The 13,034-nt window shown below is 64.0% G+C and carries 7 protein-coding genes; 4 read left to right on the top strand and 3 right to left on the bottom strand.

Annotated features, from left to right (window positions below; translation table 11 throughout):
* Window positions 1–108 precede the first annotated feature (108 nt).
* Window positions 109–849 (top strand): ABC transporter permease, encoded by a 741-nt coding sequence (locus PG897_RS07500; RefSeq protein ID WP_005299635.1) that lies wholly within the window; start codon window positions 109–111, stop codon window positions 847–849.
* A gap of 3 nt (window positions 850–852) precedes the next feature.
* On the top strand, window positions 853–1,545 hold the full coding sequence (locus PG897_RS07495) for an ABC transporter permease (RefSeq protein ID WP_005299639.1): 693 nt from the start codon (window positions 853–855) through the stop codon (window positions 1,543–1,545).
* A gap of 51 nt (window positions 1,546–1,596) precedes the next feature.
* Here PG897_RS07495 and PG897_RS07490 read toward each other — a convergent pair whose 3' ends face one another.
* From PG897_RS07490 to PG897_RS07480, 3 genes are all read right to left on the bottom strand, one after another.
* Window positions 1,597–2,238: an energy-coupling factor ABC transporter permease gene (locus PG897_RS07490; protein WP_024942790.1), complete on the bottom strand. Its 642-nt coding sequence runs from the start codon at window positions 2,236–2,238 to the stop codon at window positions 1,597–1,599.
* A gap of 86 nt (window positions 2,239–2,324) precedes the next feature.
* The gene (gene pflA / locus PG897_RS07485) at window positions 2,325–3,143 is read right to left on the bottom strand and encodes a pyruvate formate lyase 1-activating protein (RefSeq protein ID WP_017765948.1); all 819 of its coding nucleotides are present in this window, start codon (window positions 3,141–3,143) and stop codon (window positions 2,325–2,327) included.
* 65 nt (window positions 3,144–3,208) lie between these two features.
* Window positions 3,209–6,148 carry a sensor domain-containing phosphodiesterase gene (locus PG897_RS07480; protein ID WP_201881735.1) on the bottom strand — a complete coding sequence of 980 codons (2,940 nt, stop codon included), beginning with the start codon at window positions 6,146–6,148 and terminating at the stop codon, window positions 3,209–3,211.
* A gap of 134 nt (window positions 6,149–6,282) precedes the next feature.
* Here PG897_RS07480 and PG897_RS07475 point away from each other — a divergent pair, with 134 nt between their 5' ends.
* Window positions 6,283–7,971: an FAD-dependent oxidoreductase gene (locus PG897_RS07475; protein ID WP_024942788.1), complete on the top strand. Its 1,689-nt coding sequence runs from the start codon at window positions 6,283–6,285 to the stop codon at window positions 7,969–7,971.
* Window positions 7,972–8,136: 165 nt separating this feature from the next.
* Complete coding sequence (locus tag PG897_RS07470; RefSeq protein ID WP_024942787.1) at window positions 8,137–13,026, top strand: alpha-2-macroglobulin family protein; 4,890 nt, start codon at window positions 8,137–8,139, stop codon at window positions 13,024–13,026.
* Window positions 13,027–13,034 lie beyond the last annotated feature (8 nt).

The raw sequence follows: 13,034 nt of genomic DNA, 5'->3' as shown, positions 1-13,034 counted from the left end.
AGGGCGTGACACGCACAATAGCGACAGGTTGACCCTCGTCTGTAGTCATCGGGCCCGTCGTCTCTCGCCAGGGAGTGATGGGCCCGCTTAGTTGCGATGGAACTGCATATGTTTGATTTGAAAGGATACGAAACCTCCCTGCTGGAGGGGGCCTGGGTCACCCTGGAGGTGGCGCTGGCCTCCCTGCTGCTGGCGCTGGTGCTCGGCATGCTGGGGGCGCTGGCCAAGCTCTCTCCCTACAAGTGGGCCCGCGGCTTTGCCACCGCCTACACCACCGTCATCCGCGGCATTCCCGATCTGGTGCTGATGATGCTCTTGTTCTTCGGCGGTCAGGTGCTCATCAACAACCTCTGTACCTGGGTCAACGAGACCTACAACAACTACCTGCTGGCGAGCAACCCCAACCAGGAGTGGGTCTCCCTGCTGCCCGATTACATCGACATCAGCCCGTTTGCGGCCGGGGTGGCCACCATCGGCTTCATCTTCGGCGCCTACATGACCGAGACCTTCCGTGGCGCCATCCTTGCAGTGGACAAGGGCGAGCTGGAAGCGGCCCGCGCCTTCGGCATGCGGGCAACCCAGGTGTTTCGTCGCATCCTGTTTCCCCAGATGATGCGCCACGCCCTGCCGGGGTTTGGCAACAACTGGCTGGTCTTGCTGAAAACCACGGCGCTGGTCTCCATCATCGGGCTCGATGACATGGTACGCAAAGCGTCCCTGGCGGCGGGCTCGACCCAGCTGCCCTTCACCTTCTACATGGCGGTGGCCCTGATCTTCCTGATCTTCACTGCGGTCTCCACCTCGGCACTGAAATGGGCCGAGCGTCACTATGCGATAAAGACGAGGTAAGCCATGGATTTTTCAATCATTCTCAGCGAATGGCCCACCTACTGGCAGGGCCTCTATACCACGGTACTGCTGGTGGCCGCCTCCCTGATCCTCGGGCTGATGCTGGCGGTGCCGCTCGGTATCCTGCGCAACAGCCGCAACTGGCTGATCAAGGGGCCGATCTGGGCCTACATCTACTTCTTTCGCGGCACCCCGCTCTTGGTGCAGCTCTTCATCATCTACTACGGCGCCGCCCAGTGGGAGTGGCTGAAAAACAGCGTCGCCTGGGATCTGTTTGCCGAAGCCTGGTTCTGCGCCCTGCTGGCGTTCACCCTGAACACCGGGGCCTACACCGCCGAAATCGTGCGCGGGGCCGTGCTCAACATGCCAAAGGGGCAGATTGAGGCGGCCAACGCCTTCGGCATGACCCGCTGGCAGACCCTCACCCGCATCATTTTGCCCAACTCGTTTCGCCGGGCACTGCCGGCCTACAGCAACGAGGTGATCTTCATGCTGCAGGGCTCGGCGGTGGCGGGCATCATCACCATCGTCGATCTGACCGGCGCCGCGCGGATCATCAACTCCCGCTACTACAGCCCGTTCGAGGCGTTCCTGACCGCCGGCCTGCTCTACATGCTGCTGACTTTCGTCATCGTCTGGCTGTTCAAGAAGTGGGAAGCCCGCTGGCACGCCCACCTGCGCCCCCGCACCGTGTAATGGCCATAAAAAAAGCCCGCAATTGCGGGCTTTTTTGTCGCTGCGTGTCCCTCAGCGGCCCAGGTATTCCCGGTCGAAGAAGGTGTTGACCCAGTGGGGGCGGTAGATGGCGAGCAGGGTCATGGTCATGCCGTTGAGCAGGGCTTCGGGGAAGAGCAGCAGTGGCCAGATGGAGAGGTAGTCGGCGCTGATGGTGTACCAGGGATAGGTGTCGCTCAGACCCATCAGCAGGGCGCTGGCCACCACCTTGACCGAGATGGAGAGGGCGCCGCCAAGAAAGGCCACCACGAACAGATAGACGAACAGGTGGCGCGGCAGCCAGGCCCAGCTGGCCAGAAACAGCAGCCAGGTGGTGGCGACCGGCAGGGCCACGCCGATGAGGGCCTGCCAGCCGATGTCGGCCAGGGGGATGACCCCGAAGTAAGAGAGGACCAGCAGGGTGAGGCAGGGGGCGAGCAGGGCGAGGCGCCAGCCCAGCAGCAGGGTCAGGCTGGTGAGGCCGAGAAAGTGCACCTCCAGCCCGTCGTGCAGGCCGGCCCGCAGGGTCCAGAGCGGCACCAGCACGATGGCGCCGCCAAGGCAGAGGTGCTGGTAGAGCGGATTGTCGTGGAGGGTGCGCAGCAAGGTGCCACGCAGGCTGAATGTGAGCAGCAGTACCCAGAGCAGCAGGGCGGCGGCTTGTCCTTCACTCATGGCAGATCCTTGTCCGGTGACGGCATGCAGGTGGGCGAGGCCCGATGTGAAAGGGGCCGGCGTTTTCCCGGCCAGCCCCTGAGCTATCAGTATTTGACGTTGTTGTGGTACTTGGCGAGGATGCCCTGGACGCGGTCCATGGTCTCCTTGCTGGGCGGCTTGATCCCGGTGAGATCATAGGTGTCGCCCAGTACGTCCCACTTGTGCTTGCCGAGTTCGTGATAGGGCAGCAGTTCCACCTTCTCGACGCACTCTCCCAGCTCGGCGATGAACTGGCCGAGCCCTTCGGCGCTCTCGTCATCGTCCGACCAGGTCGGTACCACCACGTAGCGGATCCACATGGTCTTGCCCTTGGCGGCCAGGTAGCGGGCAAACTCCAGGGTGTACTTGTTGCTGACGTGGGTCAGCGGAATGTGCTTGTCGTCGTTGATCTGCTTGATGTCGAGCAGCACCAGATCGGTATTGTCGAGCACCTTGTCGAGCTGTTCGTCGTAGTGACGGACGAAGCCGTTGGTATCGAGGCAGGTGTGGATGCCCTTCTCCTTGCAGGCGGCGAACAGTTCGGCGATGAAATTTTGCTGCAGCATGGCTTCGCCACCGGAGGCGGTGACGCCGCCACCCGAGGCATTCATGAAGTGGCGATAGCTGGTGATGTCGCTCATCAACTCCGGCACTGTCACCTCGCGGCCGCCCTGGGTGTCCCAGGTGTCGCGGTTGTGGCAGTACTTGCAGCGCATCAGGCAACCCTGCATGAACACGATGAAGCGTATTCCGGGGCCATCGACGGTGCCGCAGGTTTCAACGGAATGGATCCGGCCAATGACCCCGGATGTATCGGTGGTCACACTGGTTTCAGCGGCGGTGCCGCTGACTTCGACAGCAGGGATCCGATTAATGACAGACATAGACGACTCCAATGATTCGAGCAGGCCGTTATTTTATTACATAAAGCCCTATAAATCCTACATGTTTAGCCCGGAGCCGGGGCACCCAGCAGGCTCTCGAGGGCTTTGGCGGTGAGCGGCCTGCTGGTCAGGAAGCCTTGATAATGCTGGCAGCCGAGGGCTTTGAGGATGGCGAGCTGCTCTTCGTCCTCGACCCCTTCGGCGGTGACGGTAAAACGAAAAACCTTGGCCAGTTCCAGGATCGCCTTGACGATGGCCTTGTCCTGCTCGCTGTGCACCAGGGTCTGGATGAAGCTTCTGTCGAGCTTCACCTCGTCCGCCGGCAGGTCGCGCAGGTAGGCGAGCGACGAGTAGCCGGTGCCGAAATCATCGATGGAGAGCAGGATGCCGAGCTCCTTGAGCTGGCGCATCCTGGCGATGCTCTCCAGCCGGTTCTCCAGCACCACGGATTCGGTCACCTCCAGCAGCAGGCGGGAGGGGGGCACCCCGGTATCGCGCAATATGTATTCCACCTGCTGCACGAAGCCTGCGGTGTGGAACTGGCGGGCGCTGACGTTGACCGACAGATGGGGAATGGCCAGCCCGCGGTTGAGCCAGAAGCTGTACTGGGCGCAGGCGGTCTTCATCACCCAGTAGCCGATGTCCTGGATGAGGCTGGTCTCCTCGGCGATGGGGATGAACTCCGCCGGCGGCACCATGCTGCCATCGCTGCGTTGCCAGCGCAGCAGCGCCTCGATGCCGGAGAGCGCGCCGTTGTCGACCCGGTATTGCGGCTGGTAGTGCAGTTGCAGCTCGTGGTGGCGCAGGGCATCGCGCAGCTGGTTGTTGAGCGCCAGCTTGCTCTTCTCCTTCTCCGCCATCGCCTCGCTGAAGAACACATAGTTGCCCTGGCCGGATCGCTTGGCCATGTGGGTGGCGGTGTCGGCCTGCTGCATCAGCACCAGGTGATCCTTGTCCTCGCTGGAGAAGAGGCTGATCCCCACCGAGGCGCTGCAGTGCAGCTTGTGATCCTCGATGTCGAACGGGATGCGAAACAGCCCCATCAGCTCGCGGGCGAAGTGTTCTGCCAGGATCTTGGCGGTGACATAACCCTGGCCCAGGGCGCTGAACAGCAGGGCGAACTCGTCCCCCGAGATGCGGGCCAGCACTAGGTTGTCCTGGGGCAGGGTCTTGAGCCGCTCCACCACCGCCTGCAGCAGCAGATCGCCGCAGGCATGGCCGAGGGAGTCGTTGATCGACTTGAAGTTGTCCAGATCCACCAGCAGCAGGGCGCCCCACTGGCCGCTGGCCTCCTGCAGGGTGCGCTGCATGATGTCGTTGAGGCTGCGGCGGTTGTAGAGGCCGCACAGATCGTCGTAGTAGGCGAGCTGCTCGATGTGGCGCGCCGCCTCCTTCTCCTGGCTGATGTCATAGAAACTGCAGACATAGTGGCTGATCTCGCCGTGCTCATCCTGCACCCCGCTCACCATCAGCCGCACCGGAAAGAGGTGGCCATCCTTGTGCAGACAGCGCTCTTCGCCCATCCAGAACTCCTGGGCCGCCACCGCCTCGCGCACATCCTGCGCCAGGTGATCGCCATAGTAGGTGGGCCTGAGCCGGACGATATGCTGGCCGATCATCTCATCGTCGGCAAAGCCGGTGATGCGGGTAAAGGAGTTGTTGACCTTGAGGATGATCCCCTTGTGATCCATCACCAGCAGACCATCGTGGGTGTTGAAGGCCACCTCGGCCAGCCGCAAGGCTTCGTCGGCGGCCAGCCGCTGCAGTTCGACGGCGGCCCGTTCGTGCTGGCTGCTGAGAGCGTCGAGCAGCGGCATGGGGTCGGCCAGCGGCGTGTCGAGCAGCAGGGTGAGCTGGCCGATGGGGGCGCCCTGCGAGCCGTGCAGCGGAATGCCGACATAAACGGGGGCATTGAGTGCCAGCAGCTGGCTGGCCTGGGGATAGCGCAGGGGCAGGTCTTCCACATAGACAGCCTGGCCGTGCTGGAACAGCTCCTGGCCCGGGCCCGGGTCCATCTGGATGGGCTTGAGCACCGAGAAGGTTTCCCCTTCCAGCACGCAGCGCGGGATCATCCAGAGATCCTGACCGCGTGGCTGGTACTCGCCGATCCAGCCGATGCGCGCGCCACTGACGCTCATGGCCCAGCGCACCAGGGCGCGGCAATAGGCGATGCCGGTCAGCAGGGTGAGCTCGGCAGGCATCGCCAGCACGGCGGGCTGGACCGGTTCCGGCACCGGTTGCCAGTGGCCGAGCAGCTGGGCGCTATGACGCACCAGCTGCAGCATCTCTTCGCTCAGCGGGGTGGCGTTGAGGTATTCGAGGCTCAGCACGCCGATGAGTTTTTCCTGCTCCAGCAAGGCACCGTCCAGACGCGAGCTCACGCCGGCATTGGCCAGATAGTAGTGATGACTCAGCATGGGCTGGTGCGCGGCTTCCGAAAAGCTCAGGGACTTGCGGGTGCGCAGGGCGCGGATGTAGCGACTGTCGCCGCGAATGGCGGCTACCTCGTCGGCACCGAGAGTGAAGACCGGGGTCAGCTGCTCGCTGCCGAGGGGGCCGTTGGCCTGATAGTGCCAGAGGATGAGGCGATCGGCCCCCAGGCTCTCCTTGAGGGCCTCCAGCATGGCGGCAAACTGCTGCTGGCTCGCCATCTGGCTCAGGCGCGGCAGTTGCAGTGCCAGGTCGGCCACCGGCTCCTGACGCAGGGTCTGCAGGCAGATGAGCCAGAAGGCATCTTGTTCGTGGGAGAGGGCAATATGCCACTGCTGGCCGGCAAAGCGCAGTACCAGCTTGCCGCCATGGCCGCTGGCCAGCAACTGTTCGATAGGCAGGCGCAGCGCATCCGGCAACTGGGCCGGCCAGGGGCCTCTGGGCTCATCGAGCCAGTAGAGCGGGGTTTGCATCACATCGGTCAACGCGACCAGCCGTTGGCTGCGCACGTCCAGACGAAAGAACAGCGGTGTCTGGTTGGCAGAAGAGAGATGACTGAGCGCGGTTGACGACATGAACTGATAACATCCTGTTGAACGACTGTCGGGTGGCAAGAATACTGCAAAATTGGTGCAAACAAAATTTCATTGAAATCTAAATTAGAAAATACTAATTTAATGTCAATTTGTCGTTGACTGGAGTCTTGCTGATGAAACGGATCCTGATTGTAGGCGGGGTAGCGGGGGGCGCGTCTGCCGCCGCCAGAGCCCGCCGTCTGAGCGAAGAGGCGGAAATTGTGATGTTCGAGCGGGGCGAGTTCGTCAGCTTCGCCAACTGCGGGCTGCCTTATCACATCGGTGGTGACATCCCCAACCGGGATGCCCTGCTGTTGCAGACCCCCCAAAGCTTCAAACGCCGCTTCAACGTGGATGTGCGGGTCTTTCACGACGTCATCGAGATAGACAAGGCCGGCAAGAGCCTGCTGGTGCGCAACCTGCTGACCGGTGAAGAGCGGCGCGAACCCTACGACGTGCTGCTGCTTAGCCCGGGCGCGGCCCCCATCCGGCCTCCCTTCCCCGGCATCGACAGCCCGGGTGTGCACACCCTGCGCAATATTCCCGACATGGATCGCATTCTGGCGGCGCTGGCGCACGATCAGCCGCGCCATGTCACCGTGGTGGGGGGCGGTTTCATCGGGCTGGAGATGATGGAAGCGCTGCACCAGCGCAAGCTGGACGTCACTTTGCTGGAGCTCTCCGATCAGGTGATGGCACCGGTGGATAAGGAGATGGCCAACATGCTCCATGCCCGCATCCGGGAGGAGGGGATCGACCTGCGCCTGCGCACCGGCCTCTCCGCCATCGAGAGTCTGGATGTGCTAGCGGAAAAAACTGCTGCCGTGGCCACTGAACAACGGGGTGGGCTGCGACTGACCCTGAGCGATGGCACCCGGCTCGATACCGGCTTGCTGATCCTGGCCATCGGCGTCAAGCCCGAGACCCTGCTCGCAGCCAAGGCGGGGCTGGACCTGGGGCCCCGCGGCGGCATCAAGGTGGATGTCGCCATGCGCACCTCGGATCCCTTCATCTATGCGGTGGGGGATGCGGTGGAGGAGACCGACTTCGTCACCGGCGAGTCTGTGCTGATCCCGCTGGCGGGGCCTGCCAATCGGCAGGGGCGCATCGCCGCCGACAACATGCTGGGCCGCGCCGAAACCTACAAGAAGACCCAGGGTACCGCCATCTGCAAGCTGTTCGATCTGGCGGTGGCCAGCACCGGGCTGAACGAGAAGCGGCTGCTGCAGCTGGGGCTGCCGTTCGAGAAGGCCTATGTCCACCCGGGCAGCCACGCCGGTTACTACCCCGGTGCTCACCCGGTCAGCCTCAAGCTGCTGTTTGCCCCCGATGGCAAGATTTACGGCGCCCAGGCCATCGGCAAGGACGGGGTCGACAAGCGCATCGACGTGCTGGCGGTGGCCCAGCGCGCCGGTCTCACCGTGTTCGATCTGCAGGATCTGGAACTCACCTATGCACCGCCCTTCGGCTCGGCCAAGGACGTGATCAACATGGCGGGCTTTGTGGCCAGCAACCACTTGAAGGGGGATACCCTGCTCTGCCACGCAGCCGAGGTAGAGGCTCGTCACCCCCATCAGCAGGTGCTGGACGTGCGCAATGGCCCCGAGCTCGACAAGCTGGGTCGCATTCCGGGGGCGATGCACATTCCTCTGGATGAGCTGCGCAATCGCCTTCATGAACTGCCCAAGGATAAAGAGCTGCTCATCAGCTGCCAGGTGGGCTTGCGCGGCCACGTGGCCTGTCGCCTGCTGAGCCAGCACGGCTTCAAGGTGAAAAACCTCTCCGGCGGCTTCAAGACCTGGCAGATGGCGGTGATGGAGTAACCCGCCACAGCCGCAAGCGAGCGCCGACCCCAGGGTCGGCGCTGTTGCATCTGGCGGGGGGCCGCCGGCGTTTTAACGCAATGAGCTTTGTGTCAAGCGAGCCTGATCCCTTATCCTGTTGGCTATTGCGCTGCACTGGCAGCGAGCCAATCAGGGATGACATTTATGCGCCGCGTCGACTCTCACCCTCGCTTCTCTCGTTCCTCACCACAACAGGTGGCCATCCCCGGGCGCCGCTGGCCGGCCCTGCTGCTGGCGGGGCTCACGGCGCTGCTGCTGAGCGGCTGCGGCCCCGACAAGCCTGTCGCCAATGAGCCGACCACACCGCCAGCTGCCCAGCAGGAGGTAGGGGCGCCAACTTCTGTAGTGCAGGCCAATGCCCGTCAATATCGGGATGCCCCGGCGCTGGCGCTGGTCTTCTCCGGCCCATTGGTGCCCAAGGCGAAGTGGCAGAGCTGGCTTTCTGTGAGTGAGGGAGGCAAGCAGGTGCAGGGGGAGTGGATCCTGGCCGATGATGGCCGCACCCTCTACTTCCCGAACGTGCAGCCCGATAAAAGTTACGAGGTGAGCCTCAAGGCGGGGCTGGGCCCATCCCCCCAGCGCTGGACCCTCAAGACCCGGCCGCTGGAGGCGGGAGCCTCCTTTACCGCCAGCGGCATGGTATTACCGCTGCGCGACGAGCTGCGCCTGCCCATCAGTGCAGTCAACGTGGATGAGGTCAATATCGACTTCTTTCGGGTCAATGCGGAATATCTGCCGCGCTTTCTGGCCGAGTATCGCCCCGGTGCTGGCATGGGCAACTGGGAGCTTGAGCAGATCACCAAGCGGGCCAAGCGGGTGTTCAGCGGCCGCTATGCGCTGGAGCTCGATGCTAACCGGCGCGAGACCCGCCTTATCAATGTGAAGGAGCCGCAGCTGGCGGAGGCTGGCGTCTACTTTGCGGTGATGTCGCCCCTTGGCAACTACGACTGGCGCAAGGAGACCACCTATTTTGCGGTGAGCGACATGGGGCTCAGTGCCCGCCGCTACCGCGATCAGCTGGAGGTGTTCGTGAGCTCCCTGGCAAGCGCCGACCCGCTCAAGGATGTGCAGCTCTCCCTGCTCGACGAGAAGGGCAACCGGCTGAAGGTGCAAACCACCGATCCGCAGGGCCATCGCCGCTTCGATCAGGTGCAGGGGGCCCGCCTGCTGCTGGCCGAGCAGGGCAACCATCTGGCGGTGCTGCGCCTCGATGGGGCAGCGCTCGATCTCTCCACCTTCGATCTCGGCACCCAGCCCTGGCAGGCTCAGCAGCTCTATCTGTTCAGCGGGCGCGACCTCTATCGTCCCGGCGAGCGGCTCGACAGCGAGATCCTGCTCAAGGGCCAAGATGGCCAGCTGCTGCCGGGCATGGCGGTGGAGCTGGAGGTGAAACAACCGGACGGCCAACTGCTCGAACAGAAACGGCTGCTGCCCGATAGCCTTGGCGCCGCCCACTACGGTCTGCGTTTGCCGGATGATGCGCCGCTGGGGCGCTGGACCATCAACCTCAAGACCGCCGCCGGCAGTCGCTTCGAGTGGCCCTTTCTGGTGGAGGAATTTCTGCCGGAGCGGCTGAAACTGCAGCTTGGCAAGGGGCCGGATGGGGAAGTCACAGATCTGGACGCGGCCCTCACTCTGCCACTGCAAGGGGACTATCTCTATGGCGCGCCAGCGAGCGCCACCAAGGCCAAGGCGGAGGTGAAAATCAGCCGCGCCACCATGCCTTTTACCCAGTGGCAGGAGTTCACTCTGGGTGACGTGCTGCTCGCCGAGCAGGCCAAGGATCTTGAACCGCTGAGTCTCACCCTCGATGCGCAGGGGCAGGGGGCTTTTTCGCTTGCTGATGAGCTCGACAATGTGAGTGCTCTCGGGCCGCTGGAGGTGGCCTATCGGGTGTCGCTTTCCGAACCCGGTGGCCGCGCCGTCAATCGCAACCGCACCCAGTATGGCTGGCCAGCGGGCAGCCAGTGGCCGGCGCTCAAGGCCGACTTTGTGGCGGATCGGGTGGAAGGGGGCAAGCCGCTCCCCTTCCAGATCCTCAACCTCGATGCGCAAGGTCAACCGGTGGCGGGAGCGGTGAAGGTGCGCCTTATCAACGAGTACCGCGATTACTACTGGCACTACGCCGATGGTGAGGGGTGGAAGTACGAGTTCAACAGTCAGCCCTATCTGGAGCAGGAGCAGACCCTGCAGCTGGATGGCAAGGGGCCGACCCCGCTCACGCTGCAACTGGCGGCGGGCTGGTATCGATTGGAGGTGGAGAACAGCCAGGGCCATCAATCGAGCCTGCGGGTGGAAATAGGCAGTTACGCCTGGGGCGGCGGTGGCGAGCAGGCTCGGCCCGACAAGATTGCCATCACCCTCGACAAGCGCGCCTATCAGGCGGGTGACAAGGCCAAAGTGACGTTGGTTGCCCCGCGCCCCGGCAAGGGGCTCTTGTTGGTGGAAGATGGCGACGGCCTGCGCTGGTGGCAGCGCATCGAGCTCAAGGGGGAGGGTGGCGATGCCAAGGATGCCCGCGGCGAGTTCGAGATCCCGGTCAGCCCCGAGTGGCAGCGCCATGACCTGCATATCTCGGCCCAGATCGCCGCGCCAGACAGCGCCTCCAAACCGGCTGGCAAGCAGCAGGGGCAGAGCCTGCGCTCGGTCGGTCTGGTGCCGCTCACCCTGGATCGGGAAGCGCGCCGTCTGCCGCTTACCCTGAGCGCGCCTGATAAAGCGGTGCCGCTCACCCGGCTGGAGGTGACCGCCACTTCCACCCCCAACAGTCAGGGGCGGGTGGTGCTGGCGGCGGTGGATCGGGGTGTGCTCAATATCAGCGACTACCAGCCCCTCGACCCGTTCGAGATCTTCTTTGGTCGCAAGCGCTTCGCCCAGGATTTGTTCGACAACTACGGCCAGGTGATCCCGCCGCAGGATGGCAAGCTGGCTCGCCTCAACTACGGGGGCGACCGGGCGCCGCTGAAAAAGGGCGGCGCGCTGGAGAGCCGGGTCGAAATAGCAGCGCTGTGGAGTGGCGAGGTGAGTTTCGATGAACAGGGCAAGGCGGTGATCCCGCTCGATCTGCCCAACTTCAACGGCGAGCTGGCGCTGATGGCGCTGGCCTGGAACGAACAGCAGGTCGGCGAGGCCGAGCGCGCCGTCAAGGTGGTGGCGCCCCTGGTGGCCGAGATCGGCTGGCCGCGCTTTGGCGCCAGAGGGGATGAGACCCGGGCGCTGGTGCAGCTGCGCAACATGAGTGGCGAGGATCAGGCCCTCTCCCTTGTCTGGACCCTCAACGGCGGGCTCAAGGCAAACGGTGAGCTGCCCGGCACCCTGGCCCTGAAAAACGGCGAGGAGCAGTGGCTGACCCTGCCACTCACCGTTACCGGGGCAAGCGGCGTGGCAAGCCTGCAGTTGGCGGCCAGCGGCAAGGATTTTGCCATCAGCCGTGACTGGACTCTGCCGCTGCGCTCCCCCTGGCCGGCCGAGACGCGCCAGCGCTACCAGATGCTGGCCCCCGGCCAGCAGATGAGCTTTGCGCCAAGCGAGCTGGCCGGTCTGGATCGCAGCAATCTGCAGGGGCTGCTCAGCCTCTCCGGCACCCCTCCCTGGGATCCAGCAGCCCAGTGGCAGGCGCTGGCTGACTACCCCTACGCCTGTCTGGAGCAGACCCTGTCCCGTGCCTGGCCTTACTTGCTGACCACGGCGGATGAGCGGGCCGCCTGGCGCAAAACCGCAGAGGGCAAGAAGGCGGCGAGTGAGGCGGATGTGCAACGCGCCCTGCTGCAACGGCTGCAGCGGTTGCAACTGCCCAGCGGTGGCTTTGGCCTCTGGGATGGCCGCTCCGACGAGGAGCAGTGGCTCACCGCCTATGCTGCCGACTACCTGCTGGCGCGCAAGGAGGCGGGCGACGCAGTGCCGGAGGCGATGCTCAATCAGGCGCTGAACCGGTTGCAGAGCTATCTTACCGACAGTCAGTATGGCGAGCGCTGGAGCAGTGCACCCGAGCACAGCCGGCTGGCCTATCAGGCCTACAGTGCCTATGTGCTGGCCCGGGTGGGCAAGGCGCCGCTCGCTACTTTGCGCCTTATCTGGGAGCAGCAGGCCGATCACACTCGCTCCGGCTTGCCGCTGCTCCACCTCTCGCTGGCCCTCTCGGCCATGGGGGATGAGCAGAACGCCGCCAAGGCCCTCAACCGGGCGCTAGGGACCGAGCGCGGTGATGACTATCTCGGGGATTACGGTTCACAGTTACGCGATGGAGCTCTTGAGCTCTCCTTGCTGCGCCAGCACAAGCTGGCTGCGGATCGCTGGCCCGCTCTCAGTGCCAAGGTGGCCGATACCCTGGCTCACCGTCAGTGGCTCAGCACCCAGGAGCGGCTCGCCCTGCTGCGACTCGCCCGCTTCGATCCGGCCGTCGACTGGCAGGCCAGGATGAGCTCCTCGCTTGGCAGTGGATCCCTGAGTGGTTCGGCCCCGTTGCAGCAGGGTGCCCCCGAGGCACTGGCGGCGAGTACCGTCACCAATGAGGGCAAGGGCTCCCTCTATGTGCAGCGCACTCTGGTAGGTTACCCCGAGAAGGCTCCTACCCGGTTGAGTCAGGGGATAAGCGTGACCCGCAGCTGGTTCAACAGCGATGGTCAGCCGTTTGATCCCGCCAAGGTGAAGGTCGGCGATCTGGTGGTGGTGCGGCTCAACGTCAGCAGTGAATCGGCGGTGCCCGATGCCCTGCTGGTGGAGATGCTGCCCGCTGGCTTCGAGCTGGAGAACCCGGCCCTTGGCAACAGCATCAAGCTCGAAGAGCTCTCCATCGAGGGGAAACCGGCGTGGCAGAGCGAGTGGAACGACTATCTCAAGCATCAGGAGTTTCGCGATGACCGCTACACGGCGGCGCTGGATCTGAGCGAGGGAAGCAACCAGCAATTGGTCTACCTGATGCGGGCGGTGACGCCGGGCCGCTATCAGGTGCCGCCGACCCAGGTGGAGGATATGTACCGCCCCGAGCTCAGGGCCGTGGGTGAGGATATCCACGAGGTAACTATCTCTGAGTAGCTGGCGCT

Source organism: Aeromonas sp. QDB20, from assembly GCF_027707805.1.
Classification (GTDB): domain Bacteria; phylum Pseudomonadota; class Gammaproteobacteria; order Enterobacterales; family Aeromonadaceae; genus Aeromonas; species Aeromonas dhakensis.
Note: the sequence above shows the minus strand (reverse complement) of the source record. Positions and strands in the feature narration are given on the sequence as shown.

What these genes read in the sequence shown, in the direction of transcription:
- PG897_RS07470 (WP_024942787.1), top strand. Translation starts at nt 8,137, where the DNA reads ATGCGCCGCGTCGACTCTCACCCTCGCTTCTCTCGTTCCTCACCACAA.
- PG897_RS07500 (WP_005299635.1), top strand. Translation starts at nt 109, where the DNA reads ATGTTTGATTTGAAAGGATACGAAACCTCCCTGCTGGAGGGGGCCTGG.
- PG897_RS07475 (WP_024942788.1), top strand. Translation starts at nt 6,283, where the DNA reads ATGAAACGGATCCTGATTGTAGGCGGGGTAGCGGGGGGCGCGTCTGCC.
- PG897_RS07480 (WP_201881735.1), bottom strand. Translation starts at nt 6,148, where the DNA reads ATGTCGTCAACCGCGCTCAGTCATCTCTCTTCTGCCAACCAGACACCG.
- PG897_RS07495 (WP_005299639.1), top strand. Translation starts at nt 853, where the DNA reads ATGGATTTTTCAATCATTCTCAGCGAATGGCCCACCTACTGGCAGGGC.
- PG897_RS07490 (WP_024942790.1), bottom strand. Translation starts at nt 2,238, where the DNA reads ATGAGTGAAGGACAAGCCGCCGCCCTGCTGCTCTGGGTACTGCTGCTC.
- pflA (WP_017765948.1), bottom strand. Translation starts at nt 3,143, where the DNA reads ATGTCTGTCATTAATCGGATCCCTGCTGTCGAAGTCAGCGGCACCGCC.